Consider the following 23,027-nt stretch of genomic DNA (forward strand, 5'->3'; position numbering starts at 1 on the left):
GTGCTAATGTAAGGTCGACTATGCGCCTTAGCCAATAAACCATATTATAATTAAAAATCAATGCATTGCTTTAATCAATCTCCTAAACTCTTCGGCAGAAAAAAGTTTTGGATAGCATGTGTTTGCCTGTTGGGTTGCCAGCAACTCAGGGCGCAAAACACGGTATCACTTAATGATCTTTCTTTTTTTGATAATCCATCACCTAACTGGAAAGTAGCGGCCGGCGTACAGGCTGATATTGCGCAGAATGAAGTTTTAACCCTTAAAGACGGTAGCGGGATTTTGGTAAACCTGCCCGGCAAAAAGGACGCGAAAGACCTGTTTACCAAAACCACTTATGGCGATGCCGATCTGGAGCTTGATTATATGATGGCCAGGGGTTCAAATTCCGGCATCTATTTGCAGGGTAGGTATGAAATCCAGCTATTGGATAGCTGGGGAACGGTAAACCCGAAATCGGGGGATAATGGGGGCATTTATGAGCGCTGGGACGACAGCAAGCCCGAAGGTCAGCAAGGTTACGATGGCCATGCGCCAAGGCAAAATGCCAGCCGTGCGCCGGGTTTGTGGCAGCACATGAAAATTTCGTTTCAAGCGCCGCGCTTTGATGGCAATGGCCAAAAGATTAGCAATGCCAAGGTCCTTTACATCTGGCTCAATGGTGTTTTGATCCAGGATAATGTGGAGCTTGCCGGACCAACCCGCGGAGCTTTTGATACTAAGGAGGCCGCCACCGGTCCGCTGCGTTTACAGGGTGATCATGGTCCGGTAGCTTTCAGGAATATCAGGATAACCAGTTTTGACAAGCCTCACCCTGCACTTTTAAACCTGAAATACGGGGTTTATAAAGATGGGATTATTGAGGGAGATAGTTATAAGAAACTAAAACCCGAATCAGAAGGAACTTCGCCTGTATTATCATCAAACCAGGGTAAGCTTACTAATGATTTCCTAATCCGTTATACTGGCAGTATTCAAATTAAAGAGGCCGGCGAATACGTTTTTAAACTAAATGTACCGGGTGGTAAAGGCAAGTTGCGTATTGACGGCGCTGATGCGGTTATGTTAGCCGAAAACAGGGGAGAGGGCAAGACCCAGTTACAGCCCGGCGATCATCCGTTTGAATTACTCTACTCAAAAACTGTCGAATGGGCCAGGCTGGCTTTAGGGCTTACGGTGTCAGGCCCGGGCATCCGCGAGTATTTATTGAGCGATGCCAATGTAAGCAACAATGATCCTGTTGATCCTATTTTGATTAATGCAACTTCAAATACTGTATTACGGAGCTTTTCTGATTTACCGGGAGGTATCAGGGTTACCCATGGTGTAAATGTAGGCAGCCCTGAACTGTTGCATTACACTTACGATTTGGATAAAGGAATGATTGTTGAGATTTGGCGTGGTGGTTTCTTAGATGCCACACCCATGTGGCATGACAGGGGCGATGGCTCATCGCGCCCGGCTGGTTCTGTACAATATCTTGGCAAACCTGTCCCCGCTATCGAAAAGTTGAGCGATGCAAATGCCGCCTGGGCTTTGGATACTGCCGGTACAGGGTACAGGCCAAAAGGCTATGTTTTGAATGCCGACGATGTTCCGACATTTAAGTACAATATTTATGGCACTTCGGTAAATGATGCCAGCAGTGTGATGGATAAAGGGCAAGGCATTCACCGGGAAGTAACACTTGCCAATGCAGTAGACGGCCTGTTTTATCATCTGGCATCGGGCAATATCGAAACGCTTGGCAATGGATTATATGTCATTGACGATAAATCTTACTATATCCGTATTGATGATGCAGCAGGCGCCAAACCTATTGTTCGGGATGCGGGAGGAAAGCAGGAACTCATCATCCCCATTCAAAAGAAATTAACCTATTCTATCATTTTTTAAGCTGCCTTGATCATGAACAATACTTTAAAACAAATGATAAACAAGGGCACGTTTTTATTTACGCTTATAATTATCGCGCTGTTGAGCGATATCAAAAATACTTTTGCCCAGGCCGAATCGCCTAAAGAAGATGACTTTTTTAAGATCATGAAAGTGCCCGCGCCCGAGGGTACTATCCTTGAAGTTGGCGGTTTGTGTACGCTGCCTAATGGCACGCTGGCAGTAACCACCCGTCGCGGGGATATATTTATGGTCGAAAATCCAACCGGTCAGCATCCTTTTTTCCGCAAGTTTGCTTCGGGCTTGCATGAGGTGCTGGGTGCCGCCTGGAAAGATGGTGCGTTGTACGTTGTTCAGCGCGGCGAATTGACCAAGCTGGTTGATACCAATATGGATGGTAAGGCCGATGTTTTTGAAACTATTTATGCATGGCCATTATCTGGTAACTATCATGAGTATAGCTTCGGGCCTAAAATAGCGCCCGATGGCTCATTCTTTGTGACTTTGAACCTCGGGTTCCCGCCCGATTGGTGGCACCCGAAAAGCTTTGTGCCTTACCGGGGCTGGGCTTTAAATATTAAGGAAGATGGCACTGTTACGCCATGGGCGGCGGGCTTGCGTTCGCCTTGCGGTATCAGCATGATTGATGGCGAACTTTGGTATTCAGATAACCAGGGCGACTGGGTTGGTTCAGGTAGTATCATGCCGATCAAAAAAGGAGCTTTTATGGGGCATCCTTCAAGCCTGGTTTGGACGGGTTTGCCTAACTCGCCGCTAAAACTCACTTCCGAGCAATTCTTTGCCAAAAACAACCCGAGGATAGAATTTGATAAAAACGGCCAACCAGTAAAGCCGCAGGATATTGTTAATGAAAAATTTAAAACGGAGTTTGAGGCTAAAAAGGAAATCCCTGAATTACAACTGCCCGCGGTTTGGTTACCGCATGGGATCTTAGGAATCTCCAACTCCGAAATTGTTAAAATCCCGGAAGGCGCATTCGGCCCTTTTGCCGGGCAATTACTGATCTGCGACCAGGGTCAAAGTATGGTTGACAGGGTGTTTTTAGAGAAGGTTAACGGCGAATACCAGGGCGCGGCCTGGGCTTTTAGAAGCGGTTTCCAATCGGGCATAGTAAGGCTGGCCTGGTTACCTGATGGTTCATTGGCTACAGGCGAAACCAACCGTGGCTGGGGATCTGCCGGGGAGGCCACTATGGGCTTGCAGCGATTGGTATGGAACAATAAAGTTCCGTTTGAGATGCGTGCTATCCGTGCAATGCCCGATGGTTTTGAGATAGAGTTTACCAAGCCGGTTGATAAGAAAGTAGCTGAAGATATTGCTTCATACTCTGTAGAAAGCTATATCTATAAATACCATGGCGTATATGGCAGTCCGCCGGTGAATACCGAAAAATGCCCGATAGCAGGTGTGAAGGTATCGGCAGATGGTTTAAAAGCGCGATTGATTGTGAATAACCTGCGTAAATATTATATCCACACCATTACGCTTGCAGGCATCCGCGATAAGGAAAACTATTTCAATTTAGTTCACCCAACGGCTTATTATACGTTGAATAATATCCCCGAAGGGCAAAAACTTTCCATGACGGAGGTAAGTACGATAAATTCCGCCAAAGCCGCAGCTGCGGCCGATCTGAAAAAAGGCGTTGCCGGTAAAAAAGCTGCGGCAGTAAAATCTGCAGTTGGGTTAAGCGCGGTTCCTACTTATGCAGAGGTGCAGCCGATCCTGCTGAAAAATACCTGTCTTTCGTGCCATAACGCTACAAAAAGACAGGTTGGTCCGGCTTACGTGGATGTAGCTAAACGCAAATATAGCGTGGCCGAATTGATCCAGCTGATCCGTAGTCCGAAGCCCGAGCACTGGCCAGATTATTCAACGCCTATGCCACCTATGCCGCAGGTTCCTAAGGAAGAGGCCCGTAAGATAGCTTTATGGATCAAATCGCTTGCGAAATAAAGCTGAAAGCCGAAGGCTTAAAGCAAAAAGCTAAAGGCCCTGCCTTAAAAGCTTTTAGGCTTTCAGCTAAACATGAATAGTTATCTGATTATTTAACCCTGATCAATTGTTTTAAAAATGAAACGCAAACTTATTTTCACTGCTTTATTAGCAGGCAGTTCTTTAACAATATTCGCGCAGCAAAATGCGAAGCCGGAGGATACCGAGATCTGGTCGCCGGTGCCGGCTGTAGTTACCCCTGGTAAAACTCTGGGAGATGCACCTTCTGATGCCATCATTTTGTTTGATGGCAAAAACCTCGACGAATGGGTAGCTACAAATGATAGCACATCAAACCATAAATGGAAAGTTGACGATAAAATTATTACGGTAGATAAAACCGCAGGCGATATCCAAACCAAACGTAAATTCATGGATTTTCAGTTGCATATCGAATATCGCATCCCATCAAACATAACCGGCAGCGGACAAGCACGCGGTAACAGCGGCATTTTCCTGGCAGCCCTGCCATGGGGAGCCGGTGGTTATGAGTTGCAGGTGCTTGATAACTATAATAATAAAACCTATGTGAACGGGCAGGTGGGCAGTTTATATAAACAAGCCATCCCCTTGGCAAACGCTTGCCGCAAACCCGGCGAGTGGCAAACTTATGATGTGATCTGGACAGCTCCCCGTTTTAATGAGGATGGTTCGTTAAAATCGGCCGCCCGCGCTACCGTAATTCACAATGGTGTGCTGGTTCAAAACAATACCTCATTAATAGGAGATACCCCTTACATTGGTAAGCCTGAATACCGTAAACATGGTGCTGCTCCCATAAAGCTGCAGGCGCACGGTGATAAAAGTGAACCGATCAGTTATCGTAATGTTTGGGTAAGAGAGTTGTAAAAAAAACGTCGTTGCGAGGAACGAAGCAATCGCAAACTGTACAGAGAGACTTGTATAGCTGCTTTGCTAATAGGGGATTGCTTCGTTTCTCGCAATGACGGTTTTAATAAATTGATGCCGTTTTTAAGGCGATCATCTTGCGCTCGTTTATAACGAGCGCTTAATATGGTTCGGCGATTGTATCGCCATTGCGTTATAAACGCAAACCCACGTTACGCACTCGTTGAAAACGAGCGCGAGATATTAAGGGCATTTAAAATCTTAACTCACTGCCTTCTTCCCTTCAATATTAGGCAATAAGCCGGTGAAGATACCTATCAGCGGCAAGTACGCGCAAACCTTAAATACATAGTTGATACTGGTCATATCAGCAACTTTACCCAATATAGCCGATCCTAAACCGCCCATACCAAAAGCCAGGCCGAAGAATAAGCCCGCTATTAAACCTACCTTTCCTGGTACAAGTTCGGTAGCGTAAACTAAAATTGCCGAAAATGCCGATGAAAGGATTAGGCCGATAAACACAGATAAAACGCCCGTCCAAAATAGCGATACGTAGGGCAGGAGCATGGTAAAGGGCGCTACACCCAATATCGAAATCCAAATGATGTATTTACGGCCAAAACGATCACCTAACGGCCCGCCGAAAAGCGTTCCCGCAGCTACCGATCCTGAAAACATAAACAGATAAATTTGTGATTGCTGAATGCTTAAATGGAACTTATTGATCAGGAAGAAAGTATAATAGCTGGTGATGCTGGCCAGGTAAAAATATTTGGAGAATATAAGCACCAGCAAAATACCGAGGGAGAATATCACCCTCCTTTTGGAGATATTCAACTGAACGGTTTCTTTAGCATTTTTGTTTTTTGCATTAAAACTGAGGCGTTCGGCATACCATTTAGCTATGCGGAACAACACCAAAATTCCGGCGAAGGCGATAAGGCAAAACCAGATCACGTTTGATTGTCCGTAAGGGATCACGATAAGAGCTGCAAGCAGCGGTCCAATAGCGCTGCCGGCATTACCACCCAGCTGAAAAATAGATTGAGCCAGCCCTTTTTTACCTCCCGATGCTAAATGTGCTACCCGCGATGATTCCGGGTGAAATATGGATGAGCCAATACCAATAAGACTTACGGCCATCAGCATAATAGAAAAGTTGCCGGCAAAAGAGGCAAGCATCAGTCCGGATAGAGTGAAACCCATGCCAATTGCCAATGAATATGGTTTGGGTTTTTTATCGGTATAAAGGCCTACAAATGGCTGCAAAATAGAAGCGGTAATTTGATAGGTGAAGGTGATTAGCCCTATTTGAGTAAAATTAAGACTAAACCGTTGTTTGATAAGCGGGTATATGGACGGTATAACCGATTGCAGCATATCATTGATAAAGTGTGCAAGGCTTATTGTAAACAAAATTGAATACACTGTTTGCTGAACCAATTTTTTAGGTTCGGGGATAATAGTTGTTGGCGATGTAGATTCCATTAGCAACAGATTAAATTATAAAACATTATAACATCAGATGAATTTGATGAAATTTTTTAATATTGATGAATTTCGATAACGGTATTCCAGGCCTGTTTCGAATCGCAATCGAGAATGTTTTTCAGTAGCTTTTCGTGAAGGTGCTGAGTTTCGATAAAAATGCGCGTATCAGGGTGGATTTCAGTGAACCAGTTTTTTAAATGTACGGCTGCCGTTTTATATAGATCGCTCAGGATCTCGTTTTTTGATGCTTCGGCAATAGCGATGTGAAATTTAACATCAGCGTCAATACACTCTTCCAATAGCCCGGCTTCGGCAGTTCTGTTCCGGGTTTCTAAATGGCTTTTCATGTTAAAAATATCTTTTTGCGAGCGGTTTATAGCAGCTTTTTCGGCTATTTTCATCTCTAAAAGCTGTCTTACCTCATCAAGGTCCTGAGAGCGGGCACGTTTTAAACGGGCTTCCATAGGCTCAGGATTACTGGCTGTGCGTTCCACAAAAGTCCCAGCACCTTGCTGGATTCTGAGCAGGCCCAAATGTACCAGGCTTTTAGTTGCTTCGCGGATGCTTGAGCGCCCCACACCAAACTCGGCCATGAGTGCGGGTTCGGTAGGCAACTTGTCGTTTACCCGGTAATGGCCGCTGCTTATCTGTTCTTTCAGTTTTTCTGCTATCTCTTGTGCCAGCGATCTTTTAATAATTTTGCTCATTTGTAAATCATCAGATGAATTGCAAATGTATAGGTTTGTTTGAGAAATAAAAGTTATTTTGGGGGCAAAATCTATTTTTAAAAAATAGTGCCAATTATTAGCCTGTGTTTTCTAAAGCATTAATATATATTTAAATTTAGCTTAACATTAGTGCCGTTACTTTGATGCCATAAAAATACCCCTTGTGAAACAATATTCGGATGCACAACTTCTACTTGAACTGCAGGGCGGTAACGATGGTGCATTCCGGGAAATTTATGAGCGTTATGCGGATAGGTTGATTGCCTTCGCGTTAAAGAAAACCCAAAACGAGGATGAAGCGATGGATATGGTACAGGAGCTGTTCCTCTCCATATGGAAAAATCGTAATACCATCCAGGTAAATGGAGCGCTTGAAGCCTACCTCATGGTTTCTGTTAATTACATGAGCTATAAGTGGTACAAAAAGCAAAGTGTCAAGCCGCGCCCGTTAGATGATGTTTCCGAATTACAGGAAACTTATGAACACAGTACCGATCAAAAACTTTCCCTTGCCGAATTGCACTTTTTGATCGACCAGGAAATAGCGGATATGCCCGAGAAAATGCGACAGGTTTATTTGTGCAGCCGCGAGCAGGATATGACCGGCCCGCAAATAGCCGAATTTTTAGGCTTATCGCACCAAACCGTACGCAACCAAATCAGTAATGCTTTAAGCAGGCTGAAGAAATCTGTTCAGAAGTATTACGATGTCATCCCCTTTGATAATTATAGCAGATTTTTGCTGTTGATAATTTTTTTCAAAAAGTTATAGTACACTCCTCCGTCTCAGGTCACTTATCAGGTATAAAGCCCCTGTTAGGTGAATCAAAGAGAAATAAAAAAACTACTCAATAAGTTTAACGCCGGTAAATGCACCGACGAGGAATTGCAGCTTTTACAACAACTGATGCATAACCTTGACACGGATGCCAAAACCGGCGACAATGTTAAAGCCCTTAAGCAACCGCTTTGGGAGCGGATAGAAAAACAAACCATAGAAAGAGGTAAAATCCGCAGGCTAAATACCATCTGGTTGAAAGTTGCCGCTGCTGTTTTGGTAGCTGTATGTGCCGGACTGTTCTACTCAAAATTAGCCACCCACAAAAATGAGCAAATTGCTTACCAGGTAATCACCGCTCCTAAAGGCTGCATGAAACAGGTAATGCTGCCAGATAGCTCAACTGTTCAGTTAAACGCGGGTACATCGTTAAAGTTCCCGGTTAGTTTTGGCGATTCAAAAAGAGAAGTAACGCTGATAAATGGAGAAGCTTTTTTTGATGTAAAGCATGATGTAAAAAGGCCATTCATGGTGCATGCCGCAAAAGTTATTACTCAAGTACTTGGTACATCGTTCAATATCAAATTTTATAAGGAGCTGCCCGATATAGAGGTTTATGTGAACAGCGGCAAGGTTGAGGTGCATGATCAGCGCCATACATTGGGTTTTTACACGCCCAGGCAGCAGTTAATCTATAACAAACAACATGAAAGCTTTACACGCCAGGAACTAACGGCCGATCATTCACTAAGCTGGATGCGTGATGAGCTGATACTGGATAATGTGTCATTTAAGGAGATTACCGTTTATCTGCAAAACCGCTACAGCGTGAATTTTAAATACAATGAAAAACGGCTGGCGCAGCAGCATTATTCGGTAAGGTTTTCAAATAAGTTGAATATCAGGCAGGTGCTGGATATACTTCAGTTTATTGATGGCCGAAAGTATAAGTTAAACGGAGATACAGTAAATATTAAATAACAATATAAAAGGAAAACCAATGCCTGCTCCAACAGGCACTGGCTCAATTAAGTGTAGCTGCCAAAACTAAAAGCCAACAGGCAGTTACTAATCACTTTAAAAACAAATGTATGGAAAAATCTTTAACCCGGATTTCAAGAAGATTAATCTCAGCAATTTTGTTGCTGGTAACAACCCTGACGGCAGTATTGCCCTCACGCGCCTTCGCCGAGCGTAGTGTGTCGCTGATGGATCAGCCGGTAACCGTAAAGTTTGCCGATGAAACCATGGACGCCTCGCTCGAGAAACTCAAAAAAGCGGTAAATACCGTTGCATTTAACTACAAGATGGATGATGTGGCCGTGGTAAAAGTAAAGGCAAATTCATTTGTTAACAAACCATTAAAAGATGTGCTTAACGCTTTAACTGCCAATACGCAATTGGAGTACCGCGAAAAGTACGGCACTATTATCATCTCGCACAAAAAGGTGGTACGTGCACCCGAAAAAATTACGGTGACCGGAACAGTGACCGATAAAGACGGTCCGCTGGCCGGCGTGGCTGTACGCAGCAAAACTTCAACTGCCGCTACCTCAACCGATGTTAATGGTAATTTTAAAATTACTGTTGAAAAGGGCGAGGTGCTGGTTTTTAGCTTTATCGGCTACAAAAGCCGCGAAGTTACTGCCGGTCAATCGCCGCTTAGCATTACTTTGGAGGCCGACGTTACGGGTTTAAACGCCGTAGTAGTGGTAGGTTACGGTACTCAAAAAAATACCGATGTAACCGGTTCGGTAGGTTCGTTAAAAGTTAGTAATGTTAAAGATCGTTCGGTAGGTTCGGTGACCGAAATGCTGCAGGGACAAATTGCAGGTGTTACCGTACTAAACGAAGGTGGCGATCCAACTTCGGGCCCAAGCATCAGGCTACGCGGTCAAAGCTCTTTTAATACTGAAGGCCCGCTGATTGTGGTTGATGGAACCGTTTATAATGGTGGCCCTATTGACCCGGCCGATATCGAATCAATTGACGTATTGAAAGATTCATACGCCGCCATCTACGGTGCCAAAGCTGCCGGTGGCGTAATACTGATCACAACCAAACGCGGTAAACAAGGCAAAACCAATTTAGATATTACCGCAAAAGGCGGCGTACAAAACGCCTTGAAAATATTACAGGCCTTAAACGCTGCTGATTATGCCGATGCGATCAACACAGCTTATGATAATGCAGGCAAAAAGCGTTTGCCGGCCTTTGATGCTACTGTAAATCCCGATTCGCGCATCACACGTACTAACTGGACTGACGCCTTGTTTAGGACAGGCTACATACAGGATTATAACCTGAATATCAGCGGCGGCAGCGAAAAATCTACTTTTTATATTTCGGGCGGTTATCGAAAAAACAACGCAATTCTTTTAAATACCAATGCTATCCGTTATAACTTTCGCGTAAACTCTGATCACCAAATCAACAACTGGTTAAAAATTGGTGAAAGTATGTCATACTCTTACAATAACGGCCAGGGCGCTAACACAACAAGCGCTTATACCGGTGCTATTTTATCAGCTATATTTTATCCGCCAAACGCTTCTATTTACAATGCCGATGGTAGTTTTGGCGGTGTGCCGGCTGACTACGCGGGTTCTTACGGCGACGTAATTAACCCGGTTGCTTACCTGAAACGTTTAGATAACAGTGATGGTGTAAGCAGCTTCAACGTTAACCCTTATGTTGAAATAAACCTGATCAAAGGCTTAAAATTCCGCTCAAATTTAGGTATTACCAAAAACTCAGAAACTATCAAAAACTTCAGCACAAGGATATTGGAGCCGGGTAAAAAGTTTTTTGACAACTTCCTGTTCCAGGAGCAGAACAACTCGCGTACCATTCTCGCCGAACAAACTTTAAACTTCGACAGAACATTTGGCGAAAAACATCACATATCGGCATTGGCAGGTTACACTTATCAGGATGATATGAACGAGTTTTTCAGCGTAAATACTGATAATTATCAGAGCGAAGATCCAGCGGTTCGTTATATCATTAATGGCACACTTAATCCTACAGGTTTGCCATTACAGGGAGCAAAATCTGAGCAGGGTTTAATTTCTTACATTGGAAGGGTAGGATACGATTTTGAAGGAAAATATTTTATTAATGGGATATTTCGTCGTGACGCTACTTCAAGCATCGCAGCGCAGCACAGAGTTGAAAACTACCCGGGGGTTTCCGGTGGTTGGATAGTTAGCAAAGAAGATTTTTTCCCTAAAGACGGCTTAGTGTCTTTTGCCAAAATAAGGGCAAGTTACGGTCAATCAGGTAACCTTGCAGGGCTTAATACCTACTTCCCTACTTCGGTTAGTGTGTCAAAAACATCCGGATATCTCGGAAACCCAGCTACAGGAGTTACCGGTGCAGCTGTTGATGGTTTAGCTAATCTTGATCTCATTTGGGAAAAAGCAGCACAAACCAACGTTGGTGTTGATTTAGGCCTGATGAACGGCAAGCTGAATGTTACAGCTGATGCATTTGTAAAAACAAATACTCATTTTATATTTCATCCACCGGTTGCAGCTGTTTATGGTGTATCAAACCCGCCGTATGTTAATGGTGGAAAGATCCAGAATAAAGGTATTGAGCTATCTATCAAATATCAGGGTAACGTGGGCGAACTTCATTACAATTTCATTGCCAATGGTTCATACATCAAAAATAAAATTGATGACATTTTACCTGGCCAACAAACAATTCTTGCCGACCCAAGCGTAAGGGGCAGCCTGGTGCCTGTTTGGTTGAAGCAAGGTTACGCGATGTATTCTTTCTTTGGTTACAAAACTGCGGGTTTATTCCAATCGCAGGATGAAGTGAATAACTACAAAGGTCCAACCGGAGCGCTTATTCAGCCAAATGCGAAACCTGGCGATATTAAGTTCGTGGATACGGACCATGATGGTAAAATAACCGAAGCAGATAAAACGTACATGGGTACACCGTTTCCTAAAGTTAGTTATGGTTTTACAGCCAACTTTAATTACGGCCCGTTTGATATGAGTGTGTTTTTGCAGGGTGTAGCAGGTAATAAATTGTTCAATGCAGTTAAATACACCGGCCTTAATGCATCTATTCAAAACTATAACCTGCTGGCTGATGCAAAAAATGCCTGGACACCAAGCCATACCAACACTAATATTCCACGTCTGTCGGCAAGTGATGCAAATGGCAATTTTGGCAACGTATCTGACTTTTATGTAGAGAACGGTTCATACATGCGTATTAAAAATGTAACCCTGGGTTATACCTTACCAAAAGCACTATTGACTAAAATTGGTGTACGTAGTGCCCGAATTTTCGCTAATGCGCAAAACCTGGCCACATTTACCAAATACACAGGTCTTGACCCGGAAGTTGGTATCAACCAAAATGGTGTTGATTTAGGCTTGTATCCACAATCAAGGATCATTTTAGTAGGTGTTAACGTAGGTTTATAAAAAATCAGGAACCATAATTAAGGAGATACAGAGATGAAATTTAAAAATATAATTAGCAAAGGCTTAATGGGTGTAATGATTATTGCACTGGCCCAAAGCTGTAAAAAAGGTACTTTAGATAATATTAAACCAGCAGGTTCGCCAACTACCGCCAACTTCTGGAAAACTGCTGATGACGCCCAGGCAGCGGCCAATGGTTTGTATGAAAAACAAAGTAACAGCGAAGACCTTTATGGCCGCGGTTTCTTTTGGTTCATTAATGCCAGCGATGACATGGTTGTTGGCCGTACATCTGCCGACAGGGAAAATATCAAAAACTTTATCTGTACCGGTAACGAGAGTAGTATTTACGCTCCATGGCAGTTGCACTTTGTTGTGATGAAACGTGCTAATGACGTGATCAACAACGTGCCGAACATTAACATGGATGCGGCTACCAAAAACTTTATTTTGGGGCAGGCTTACTTTATTCATGCTGTAATGCACCTGGAAATTGCCGATCTATACGGATCAGACAAACAAGGCGCTCCTTTGCAAAATCGCGCCAATCCATTAGCGTTCCCGGCGCAATTGCCTTCAGTTAAAGATAACTACGCTTATATCGAGGCTGATTTGAAAAAGGCAGCTTCTTTACTGCCTTACTTTGATAAGCTTGCCGCTGCCGATAAAGGCCGCGCTCATAAAACTGCTGCTTATGCTTATTTGGCTAAAACTTACCTGCATGCTAAGGATTACGCTAACGCCGAAAAATATGCCGACTCGGTTATCCTCAGCGGAAAACATGCTTTGCTAAGCAATTATGCTGATGTGTTTAAGATCGCTAATAACTACAGTTCAGAATATATCTGGTCGGTTGCAAGTAATTTGAACGGACAGAGCATTTTACCGGGTGCTATGCTGGAGAACAAAGGCTGGGGCTTATATAACGGTTTCGGTTACTATCAGCCAACTAAAGAGCTTGTTGACGAGTTTGAGGCCGGCGATAAAAGGCTTCCGGCTACTATCCTGCAAAAAGGCGATAGCTTCCAGTATTTCGGTCAAACTTATACTTACCCAATTGGTGGTAAAAGCAACAGCTTAACCGGCTACCAGTTTAATAAATATATGGAACCGTTTAGCTATGCAGGTGGTATTCACGTAAGCCCTAACGGCGATGAGCCTTCTACAGATTTAAACGTACCATTGTTGCGTTATGCCGAGATCCTGCTGATTAAAGCCGAAGCGCAGATCATGCAGGGCAAAAACGGTGATGCCGCGCTTAACCAGGTGCGTGTACGTGCAGGATTGCCCACGATTACTAATGCTACGATGGCAAACCTCAAACACGAACGCCGCGTTGAATTGGCAGGTGAGTGGAGCGATCGTAACTTTGACCTGGTACGCTGGGGCGATGCACAGGCAATTTACGCAAAACCGTTACACGGTTCAGATGGCTCAATTGTATGGAAAGCTCGTAACTTTGACCCGGCAAGGGATAACATTTGGCCAATTCCGCCAAAAGATATCCAGATAAGCCAGGGCCAGCTGAAACAGAATGCCGGCTGGTAATTGACATATTGAAACTTACAAAACCGGGCTCAGCCCGGTTTTGCTATATCTACACCAAATGAAAAAAAGTACTACCCTAATTACGCTGGCGACGCTGCTGGCAAACATTGGTTTAACGGCCAATGCGCAGGTTAAAAACTACACCGTAGCCGACGCACACTCCCACAATGATTACAAAAACAACATTCCTTTTTACAGGGCTTATGAAAAAGGTTTCGGTTCTATCGAGGCCGACTGTTATGCCGTTAACGGGCAGTTGATGGTGGCTCACGATAAAAAGGAGATTGACGCTAAGCGGTCGTTAAAGATCTTGTACATCGATCCGCTGATTGAAAAATTTAAACGCGACCCACAGCGCCATTTAAGGCTGCTTATCGAAATTAAGGAAGATCATAAGGCGGTATTGCCCTTGGTGATCAAAGAACTGAAACCGTTAGAACAGTATTTTAATTATGAAGGTCACCCGGGACGGCTATCTATAGTTATGACAGGAGCAGTGCCCCCTGCGGCAGAGATGACCAATTATCCGGCCTGGATCTCGTTTGATGTTGACCATATGAACGGCTTTACACCGGCGCAATGGAAAAAGATTGGCATGGTAAGCTTTCCGTTTGGCAAATACATGCACTGGAACGGTAAAGGTGTATTGAATAACGAAGAGATCGCGAGGATAAAAGCGGGGATCGATAGCGTACATAACTCCGGTAAAAAGGTGCGTTTTTGGGAGACTCCCGATACCAAAAGCAGTTGGCTGGCGCTAATCCGTTTAGGCGTTGATGTAATTGGCACCGATAAAATAGAAGAGCTTGGCGATTTTCTGAACAAGAAGCCAGCAGGTGAATATACCGCGCCACAAGGGTATGGCATTTATAAGCCAACTTATAAATCGGACGGTGCGGTTAAGAAAGTTAAAAACATCATTTTGTGTATCGGCGATGGCATGGGCTTATCGCAGATTTATTCGACCTATACCGCCAACCGAGGCCAGTTGAATATTTTCCAGATACTCAACATTGGCTTTTCAGTAACTAATTCTGCCGATGCTTATATCACTGATTCGGCGGCCGGCGCCACCGCTTTTGCATCGGGCCAAAAAACTAACGACAGGGCAGTAGGTGTTGATCCGTCAGGCAAACCATTGAAATCATTGGCTGATTACAGCGCCGAAGCAGGCAAAAAGACTGCCGATATTGTGGCCTGTGAATTGACAGACGCTACCCCCGCGGCCTTTTATGCGCACGACTCGGAACGGAGCCACTCTACGGCCATTGCCAATCAAATTACTTCATCGCCTATTGATATTTTTCTGGGCTCGGGATACAAAGATTTTATCTGGCCGGTAAATGGTGAAAGCCCTGTTAATAAAATGAAAAAGAGGGGATACACGGTAATTCGCAACTTTGATGAGTTTTTGAATAGCTCGGCCCCAAAAATCCTGGCTTTGATGGATGACAGCGTAACCCGCCCGAAAATGGAAGGCAGGGGGAGTTATCTGCCGCTGGCATTTAATAAAGTAACCCAAACGTTCAAAAATGCTCCCAAAGGTTTCTTTATGATGATTGAGGGCTCGCAGATAGACCATGGCGGCCATGCAAATAACCTGAAACAAGTAATAACCGAAAATAGCGACTTCGATCGTGTAGTTGGCGACGCCCTGAAGTTTGCTGATGAAGATGGCGAAACCCTGGTAATTGTAACCGCCGATCATGAAACAGGCGGCTTAACCCTGCTTGATGGCAGTATCAACAACGGTTATGTATGGGGCGATTTTAGCACCAACGATCATACCGGTACCCCTGTTCCGGTATTTAGCTACGGCCCGCATTCCCTGGATTTCAGAGGGGTTTATAGTAATACCGAGATCTTTAACAAGATTAAGTCGTTGTTGCAGTAACTGCAGTAGCTTAACTGAGCTTTTAAAGCCTAACGAAGCCCTTAAAACTTCGTTAGGCTAATGCTGTTTTGATGAGATTTATAGCTTAATTGAAAGATACAATAAAGCAGCAATGGAAGCCCCAACCAATGGGCCGATAATCGGGATCCATGCATAAGCCCAATCGCTGGTTCCTTTGCCTTTTATCGGTAGCAGCATATGCATAAAGCGTGGGCCAAGGTCACGGGCTGGGTTGATAGCATAGCCTGTAGTGCCACCTAATGACAGGCCTATCACCCAAACCAGTAATGCTACAGGGATGGCACCTACTGAACCCAGGCCAATAGGCGTTTTAGCAGGAGTAATTTCAGCACCTGCTATGTAAAAGATGGTAAACAACAATACAAATGCGCCAATCACTTCGCTGGCGATGTTTGAAACGTAATTACGTACAGCAGGCCCCGTACAAAATACGGCCAGTATCGAGGCCTGATCATTTGTGCGTTTAAAATGATCATAATACATTACCCAAACTAAAAATGCACCGATACAAGCGCCCGCAAATTGGGCAATAATGTAGGGCACAACGTTTGCCCAGGCAAACTTACCCGCAATAGCGAGTGCTATGGTTACGGCAGGATTAAGGTGCGCGCCGCTATACGGACCTGCAACAACTACCCCTACAAAAACAGCTAATCCCCAGGCAGTGGTAATTACTATCCATCCGCTGTTATTTCCCTTAGTATCTTTTAAAACTACGTTGGCCACTACACCATCACCTAATAATATCAAGAGCATGGTGCCTATCAGTTCGGCTACAAATGGAGACATGTTAAAATATTTTAAAGATGGATATTAAATAACTGTTACAGGATGCCCGGAATTTGACCAGCATTGAGCAGTGCTTACCGCGCGTTTCCAGCCGGCAATGCCCGATTTTACTTCGTCAAGATCGTTGGCCGGAGTAAATTCCGCTTCGGCGGCCCACAAGTGCTGAATTTCGGCTATATCTTTCCAATAGCCTACAGCCAGCCCGGCCATATAGGCTACACCAAGTGCTGTAGTTTCGGTAACTTCGGGCCGGATCACTTTGCAGTTTAATACGTCTGACTGAAACTGCATCAGCAGGTTATTGGCAGTCGCCCCGCCATCCACACGCAGTTCTTTTATCTCCATGCCTGCATCAGCTTCCATCGCTTTAAGCACATCCATGGTTTGGTAGGCTATTGATGATAATGCGGCCCTTGAAATGTGGGCTGCTGTAGCACCCCTGGTTAAACCAACTATAGCCCCCCGGACTTCCGGGTCCCAGTAGGGAGCACCCAAACCTGCAAACGCGGGTACAAAGTAAACGCCCGCGGTATCTTTTACTGAGGTAGCCAGCTTTTCAACATCTGCCGACGTTTTGATAATGCCCAGCCCGTCGCGCAGCCACTGCACTACCGCACCGCCTATAAAAATACTGCCCTCAAAGGCGTAGGTGATCTCGCCGTTTATTTTCCAGGCGATGGTGGTAAGCAGGTTGTTTTTTGATTTGATAAACTCATGTCCGATATTCATCAGCATAAAACAGCCTGTGCCATAAGTGTTTTTAACCATCGCTTTATCAATGCACATCTGCCCGAACAATGCTGCATGCTGATCGCCGGCTATACCTGCAATCGGGATCCTTTGCGCAAACAAATTATTGGCTGTTTGTCCATATAGCTCGCTTGATTGTTTTACTTCGGGCAAGATACTTTTTGGGATATTAAACAGTTGTAGCAACTCCTCGTCCCATTGTTGTGTGCGGATATTGAACAGCATGGTACGGGCGGCATTGGTTACATCGGTAGCGTGAACTTCGCTGCGGGTTAACTGCCAGATGAGCCAGCTGTCAACCGTGCCAAAAGCCAGTTCACCGGCTTCGGCCTGTGCCCTGGCACCTTCAACATTGTCCAGGAGCCATTTTATTTTTGAGCCGGAAAAGTAAGCATCTATTACCAGGCCGGTTTTATCGCGGATCATTTCGCTATGACCGTTTTGCTTTAGTTCATCGCAAAAGGCGGCGGTACGCCTGTCCTGCCAAACAATGGCGTTATGAATTGGTTCGCCGGTTTTGCGGTTCCAAACTATGGTGGTTTCGCGCTGATTAGTTATACCTATGGCTTTAATATTGCCGCCACCCAAGCCTGCTTTTGCAATAGCTTCTGCGGCAACCCCAATCTGGCCTGCCCAAATCTCATTAGGGTCGTGTTCAACCCAGCCGGGCTTAGGAAAGTATTGCTTAAATTCTTTTTGTGCCGAAGCAACAATTTTACCTGTATGATCAAAAACTATTGCCCGCGAACTGGTAGTGCCCTGGTCGAGCGCTAAAATATATTCCTGCATAATTTGGTTTGGTTTACCTTGGTTTATTTATTGAATATCACATTAAATTTGCTCATTTTAATGTGGTGTTAGTATATAATTTTTTGCTGTTTCGTTAAATGCATTAATCTGTGCGGCTTCCCATGCTGCATCTTTTCCCAACTCAGCGGCCATAAGGTGTGCTACTTCGGCAGTCATTTCGGTAGCTAAGCGGGCATCTAAAAATAGTACACGGGTACGGCGCGCCAGGATATCCTCAACAGTACGCGCCATTTCATTCCTTACCGACCAGATTACCTCAGCCTTAGTATACCTATCTTTAGGGTGAACCGGGTTTCCCCAATCCGGGTTTTCATTTTGCAGTGCTACAATCTTTTCAATGTCGGCACCATAAACAAACATAGGGTTGGTACGGTCGGGGGTGGGGCGACTGCCATGGATGGGTAGAGATGCAGTTTTACAAGGTGTGTTTGTAAGCCCGCCTGTTTCAATAGCCTTGTCAACAATATCCTCGGCCATTTTGCGGTAGGTGGTCCACTTGCCGCCGGTTATGGTAATTAAGCCGGACGCGGAAACGATTAATTTATGGCTTCGGGAAATTTCCTTTGTTTTTGATGATCCATCTTGTGGGGCGGCAAGCGGTCGTAAACCCGCAAATACACTTAATACATCGGCACGGGTAGGGGCTTTGGTGAGGTATTTGCCCGCGGTTCGTAGTATAAATTCCACTTCTTCGTCCAGTGCCACCGGCTCAAGGCTGTGCGAGTTGATTGGGGTATCTGTAGTGCCTATCAATAATTTCTCATGCCAGGGAACTGCAAAAAGTACGCGCCCATCTTCCGTTTTTGGGATCATCAGCGCATCGTCGGCCGGTAAAAATGAACGGTCGAGTACAAGGTGTACGCCCTGGCTTGGCCTAACCATGGGCTTCTTTTCGGGGGTATCCATTTTTAGTACATCATCAACAAAAACGCCGGTGGCATTGATCACTGTTTTTGCCTTTAATTGATACCCGGCGCCTGTCTCTGTATCAGTGGCTTTTACGCCTATGATTTTATTAGTAGTATCTTTGATTAATCCGGTTACTTTAAAGTAATTGAGCAAGGTTGCACTCTGTTCAACGGCGGTTTGCGCCAGGTTAATTGCCAGTCGCGAATCATCAAACTGCCCGTCGTGATAAACCACCCCGCCATGAAGCCCTTTTTCTTGTATTCCCGGCAGTCGTTTAGTGGTTTCTTTTTTGGAAATGTGTTTTGCCCGGCCAAAACTTAACTTCCCGGCCAGTAGATCATAAATGCTGAGGCCGATAGTATAAAAAACACCGTCCCACCAGGAGTAATTAGGAATAATAAAACTTTCGTTTTTTACAAGATGAGGCGCGTTTTTCAATAGTAATCCCCGTTCGCGTAAGGCTTCACGCACCAGGCCGATATCGCCCTGTGCCAGGTATCGCACTCCGCCGTGTACCAGCTTGGTGGCACGGCTTGATGTTCCTTTTGCAAAATCGGCTTGTTCCAGTAATAATACAGAGAAACCGCGCGAGGCTGCATCAACTGCAGCGCCAAGTCCGGTAGCTCCGCCACCTATGATGACCAGGTCCCAGATCTTTTCGGTATCGTTAAGGTGGCTAAGGTTCGCTTCTCTTGTAAATGAGTTCATTTTATTTCGATATTTATTCAAATATATAAAATCGAAATAAAATAAAACCAAATGAAATTAAAAATAATTTTATTTGGTTACATTTGACTAACACGGAGCACAGTAAGCTTTGCAAAACATTACAGTCAATTTTTCTGTTTAATTTAGCGATTATGAGTAAAAACACCGACCGGCATAAGTTTATCCTGCAAAAGGTTGAGACAGATGGTTTTGTGAATGTGCAGGACCTGAGCAACCAGTTAAGTGTTTCGGAAGTTACCATCCGGAAGGACCTGAAACTTTTGGAAGATAAAAACCTACTTTTCAGAACGCATGGTGGTGCAAGCCAAACTAACCCTTATGCTAATGACAGGCCGGTAGCCGAAAAGGAGAAACTGAACGGCCCCGAAAAAAGAAAAATTGCCGCAGAAGCAGCGATAAGGATAGATACCAATGATTCGGTTATTATAGCCTCAGGAACCACAATGCTCGCCCTTGCCCGTGCTATGCAGCCAAACAGGCATCTTACGGTAGTTACCGCGGCTTTGCCGGTAGCGCTCGAGCTTCTACAGCATCCGCAGGTTGATATTGTTCAATTGGGCGGGCAAATGCGAAGTACCTCCTCATCGGTAACAGGCAATTATGCCGAACTGATGCTGGACGATATGTTATGCGGTGTATTGTTTTTAGGTGTAGATGGTATCGACCCGGAAATAGGGCTGACTACTACTAATTTATCCGAAGCCCGGCTTAACCGGAAAATGATCAATGCGGCCCAAACTACCATTGTATTGGCCGATAGTACCAAATTTGGTAAGCGGGGCCTGGCAAAAATTTGCGCGCTTGATCAAATCAACGAAATTATTACCGATAGCGGTATTAGCCCGGCAATGCTCAATATGCTGGAAGAAAAAGGGGTGAAGGTAACGGTGGTTTAATGGTATATAGTTAGAAGTCAATTAATCTGCTTTATTAATTGCAGTACTTCGTCTCCATATTTTTCTGTATAACCAAATTTTAATGCAAGGTCAAAGTTTTGTAAGGCATCTTCATTGTTGCCTTGTTCCATTAAAATGATCCCTTTGTTTTTATAAGCGTAAGCATTACCCTTATGTAATGCTAAGGATTTATCGATGAGTGCCATGGCACCGTTTACATCCCCAAGTTTAAATTTTGAAAAGCCAAGGTTATTCAACGTAAAAGAAGCAGTTGCATCCATGGCGATGGCTTTTTCAAAGAAAGGAATAGATTCTGTGTATTGTTCTTGTTTTGAAAGATTGAAACCCTTATGGTTTAAAAGTTCCTTGTCGTCGGGATTCATGGCGAGCAGTTTATCAAGGATAACTGCAGATTTATCATGGTTGCCAATTATATCATAGATATAGGCCTTTGTAACTTCATAATTAATATTATCCGAATCAGGTCTGTTTTCAATTAGTTCGTCTATTAACTTTATTGCCGATTGGTAATCACCTGATTTGTATTTGCCACAGGCTATCAAGTTTTTAAAACTCAAGTCACCCGGGGATAGGCTTAAACCGGTCTCGCAAATTTTAGTCACATCTTCAAACTGATAATAGTAATAGAGAGCGACCGCAGTTTCATAAATCTGCTGTATTTTTTTATTCTTTTTTCCCGTTATTTCGAGTAAGAAAATCTCAACCTTGTTATATGTTTTGGCTCGAATGACATCGAAAGGGGCTGAGAATTTTTTAATTTTCTTTTTGAAATAGTCTTCGGTTATATCTTCAATTAAAATGCCAGCCCTCTCAATAGGCCCTGTTATTGTTTTATCTTCAAAACTGAGGATAGCCAGCAGCAAATGGATACTGTTTATTGACCGCTGTTCATTTATTCTGGCAATAGTGTACGCGTGCTTTACTGTACGTTCAGCCCAAACCGTTAACGCGAAGTCGTCTTTTATTGTTTGAGTGCCATTAGCCGGATATAAGTCTCTTATCTGTTTATCTAAAACCTCTGCATCAATGGCCTGTAAGTATTTACCCGCTAAACATGTCTCTTTCAACATCGCCAAAAACAAATGGACACAATCAATAAAGCCGTGTTTCATCTCCAAGGCTAAAAGTCTGGATCTTGCTGTTATTATGGTAAAATCATCTTTGGGCTTTGAATATGGCATTATTGGGTGTGTTAACCGAAGCTAATTTTAAACTATACCTTTCGCTGAAGATGACCTCACAATCAATTGCGTATCCACTTTCTCAGTCGTAAATTCTTCAACCGGCCATTTGCTTTCTATAGTTTTAATAAGCATTTCTGTAGCCATTTGCCCAATCTGGAAGGCTGGCTGACGTACAACAGTTAATGGTGGATCAAACAGATCAACCACATCCGAATTGGTGAAGCCTGCTATCGCGATATCTCCCGGAACTTTTAAGCCCCATTTTTTTAATATCGACATACTGCTGATGGTTAGCCTGTCGCTGCCGCTAAAAATAGCCTCCGGTTTATCATCCAATGCCAGCAATTCTTTCAGTACAAACTCCACTTCGTCGTGGATCATACCGCCATGGTTGCAATGTTTAAGGTATTCGGGCCTGAATTCGATACCGTGTTTATCAAGTGCGGCCTTATAGCCTTCAAAGCGCTCGTGGCTGATAAGCAGGTTATTTGAATTGGTGAGGTGTGCTATTTTGGTAAAACCCGAATTGATCAAAGCTTCGGTGCCGTTAAATGAGCCCTGAAAATTATTGGCTATCACTTTGTGAGTATTCAGGTCAGGCGCTGCCCTGTCAAAAAATACGATAGGGAAACCTTTATCCAGCAGGTATTTATATTGAGATGTATCGGTTGTTTGCGCTGATAGCGATACCAACAAACCATCCACATGCCGCGATAATAAATGTTTTACATTGGCACTTTCCCTGTCAAATGATTCGTGCGTTTGGGTGATGATAACGTGATACCCGCGGTTATAAGCTATAGATTCAATGCCGTTAATAGCCTGCGAAAAATAATCGTTAGCCACTTCGCAAACCACTACGCCTATGGAGTGGCTTTTTTGTTCTTTAAGACTTAAAGCAATAGGGTTAGGCCGGTAGTTGATTTTTTCAGCGTACTCAAGGACAAGCTTTTTGGTTTCGGTGCCTATTTCATAGCTTCCGTTAAGCGCCCTTGATACCGTTGATGTTGATACACCTAAAGCCTTGGCAATATCCTTAATAGTAACTGATTCAAACATAATTTAGCGTGGCCATCGGTTTTTAAATATCTGGAAATATTTGATACGGGCTAAGTTATTTTAAAAATTGAAATATTTGAGTGTTTTCCATTGTCAAAAGGGTGTGGCTTTTTGGCGATAACTTCTTCAATTCCGGCAAAAGCAATTTTATATCAATTTAATTGTATTATTGATTTTTAATTAGGTGTAAAATTATTGTTATAAT

The 23,027-nt window shown here is 44.0% G+C and carries 16 protein-coding genes; 9 read left to right on the plus strand and 7 right to left on the minus strand.

Annotation, left to right across the window (positions count from 1 at the left end):
* The first annotated feature begins 60 nt into the window (after nucleotides 1-60).
* The 3 genes from BLP33_RS02825 to BLP33_RS02835 all read left to right on the plus strand — a co-directional run bounded on the left by BLP33_RS02825 (nucleotide 61) and on the right by BLP33_RS02835 (nucleotide 4,761).
* Complete coding sequence (locus tag BLP33_RS02825; protein WP_090524665.1) at nucleotides 61-1,896, plus strand: 3-keto-alpha-glucoside-1,2-lyase-like domain-containing protein; 1,836 nt, start codon at nucleotides 61-63, stop codon at nucleotides 1,894-1,896.
* Between the two features lie 12 nt (nucleotides 1,897-1,908).
* Complete coding sequence (locus tag BLP33_RS02830; RefSeq protein WP_217633097.1) at nucleotides 1,909-3,873, plus strand: c-type cytochrome; 1,965 nt, start codon at nucleotides 1,909-1,911, stop codon at nucleotides 3,871-3,873.
* 117 nt (nucleotides 3,874-3,990) lie between these two features.
* Complete coding sequence (locus BLP33_RS02835; protein ID WP_090524668.1) at nucleotides 3,991-4,761, plus strand: 3-keto-disaccharide hydrolase; 771 nt, start codon at nucleotides 3,991-3,993, stop codon at nucleotides 4,759-4,761.
* A gap of 261 nt (nucleotides 4,762-5,022) precedes the next feature.
* On the opposite strand, the gene BLP33_RS02840 is transcribed toward BLP33_RS02835, so the two are convergent.
* Together BLP33_RS02840 and BLP33_RS02845 are read right to left on the minus strand one after the other, a co-directional pair.
* A complete protein-coding gene (locus BLP33_RS02840; RefSeq protein ID WP_090524670.1) occupies nucleotides 5,023-6,252 on the minus strand; it encodes an MFS transporter in 1,230 nt (409 codons plus the stop codon).
* Between the two features lie 56 nt (nucleotides 6,253-6,308).
* Nucleotides 6,309-6,962, minus strand: coding sequence for a FadR/GntR family transcriptional regulator (locus BLP33_RS02845; RefSeq protein ID WP_090524674.1), 654 nt, complete (start codon nucleotides 6,960-6,962; stop codon nucleotides 6,309-6,311).
* 184 nt (nucleotides 6,963-7,146) lie between these two features.
* Here BLP33_RS02845 and BLP33_RS02850 point away from each other — a divergent pair, with 184 nt between their 5' ends.
* From BLP33_RS02850 to BLP33_RS02870, 5 genes are all read left to right on the plus strand, one after another.
* A complete protein-coding gene (locus BLP33_RS02850; RefSeq protein ID WP_175489909.1) occupies nucleotides 7,147-7,755 on the plus strand; it encodes an RNA polymerase sigma factor in 609 nt (202 codons plus the stop codon).
* Between the two features lie 48 nt (nucleotides 7,756-7,803).
* Nucleotides 7,804-8,742 carry a FecR family protein gene (locus BLP33_RS02855; RefSeq protein ID WP_090524678.1) on the plus strand — a complete coding sequence of 313 codons (939 nt, stop codon included), beginning with the start codon at nucleotides 7,804-7,806 and terminating at the stop codon, nucleotides 8,740-8,742.
* Nucleotides 8,743-8,852: 110 nt separating this feature from the next.
* Complete coding sequence (locus tag BLP33_RS02860; protein WP_090524680.1) at nucleotides 8,853-12,212, plus strand: SusC/RagA family TonB-linked outer membrane protein; 3,360 nt, start codon at nucleotides 8,853-8,855, stop codon at nucleotides 12,210-12,212.
* Nucleotides 12,213-12,245: 33 nt separating this feature from the next.
* The gene (locus BLP33_RS02865; RefSeq protein WP_090524682.1) at nucleotides 12,246-13,760 is read left to right on the plus strand and encodes a RagB/SusD family nutrient uptake outer membrane protein; all 1,515 of its coding nucleotides are present in this window, start codon (nucleotides 12,246-12,248) and stop codon (nucleotides 13,758-13,760) included.
* A gap of 58 nt (nucleotides 13,761-13,818) precedes the next feature.
* Nucleotides 13,819-15,654 (plus strand): alkaline phosphatase, encoded by a 1,836-nt coding sequence (locus BLP33_RS02870; RefSeq protein ID WP_090524684.1) that lies wholly within the window; start codon nucleotides 13,819-13,821, stop codon nucleotides 15,652-15,654.
* Between the two features lie 78 nt (nucleotides 15,655-15,732).
* Here BLP33_RS02870 and BLP33_RS02875 read toward each other — a convergent pair whose 3' ends face one another.
* Genes BLP33_RS02875 through BLP33_RS02885 form a run of 3 tightly spaced genes read right to left on the minus strand, consistent with a single transcriptional unit; the run spans nucleotide 15,733 to nucleotide 19,641 of the window.
* Nucleotides 15,733-16,464, minus strand: coding sequence for an MIP/aquaporin family protein (locus tag BLP33_RS02875; protein WP_090524686.1), 732 nt, complete (start codon nucleotides 16,462-16,464; stop codon nucleotides 15,733-15,735).
* A gap of 24 nt (nucleotides 16,465-16,488) precedes the next feature.
* A complete protein-coding gene (gene glpK / locus BLP33_RS02880) occupies nucleotides 16,489-18,003 on the minus strand; it encodes a glycerol kinase GlpK (RefSeq protein ID WP_090524688.1) in 1,515 nt (504 codons plus the stop codon).
* 57 nt (nucleotides 18,004-18,060) lie between these two features.
* Nucleotides 18,061-19,641 carry a glycerol-3-phosphate dehydrogenase/oxidase gene (locus tag BLP33_RS02885; RefSeq protein ID WP_090524690.1) on the minus strand — a complete coding sequence of 527 codons (1,581 nt, stop codon included), beginning with the start codon at nucleotides 19,639-19,641 and terminating at the stop codon, nucleotides 18,061-18,063.
* 152 nt (nucleotides 19,642-19,793) lie between these two features.
* On the opposite strand from BLP33_RS02885, the gene BLP33_RS02890 reads away from it, so the two are divergent.
* A complete protein-coding gene (locus BLP33_RS02890) occupies nucleotides 19,794-20,558 on the plus strand; it encodes a DeoR/GlpR family DNA-binding transcription regulator (RefSeq protein WP_090524692.1) in 765 nt (254 codons plus the stop codon).
* A gap of 17 nt (nucleotides 20,559-20,575) precedes the next feature.
* On the opposite strand, the gene BLP33_RS02895 is transcribed toward BLP33_RS02890, so the two are convergent.
* Together BLP33_RS02895 and BLP33_RS02900 are read right to left on the minus strand one after the other, a co-directional pair.
* On the minus strand, nucleotides 20,576-21,760 hold the full coding sequence (locus tag BLP33_RS02895) for a tetratricopeptide repeat protein (protein ID WP_090524694.1): 1,185 nt from the start codon (nucleotides 21,758-21,760) through the stop codon (nucleotides 20,576-20,578).
* 27 nt (nucleotides 21,761-21,787) lie between these two features.
* A complete protein-coding gene (locus BLP33_RS02900) occupies nucleotides 21,788-22,822 on the minus strand; it encodes a LacI family DNA-binding transcriptional regulator (protein ID WP_090524696.1) in 1,035 nt (344 codons plus the stop codon).
* Nucleotides 22,823-23,027: the final 205 nt, after the last annotated feature.

This window comes from Mucilaginibacter sp. NFR10, assembly GCF_900100445.1.
Classification (GTDB): Bacteria; Bacteroidota; Bacteroidia; order Sphingobacteriales; family Sphingobacteriaceae; genus Mucilaginibacter; species Mucilaginibacter rubeus.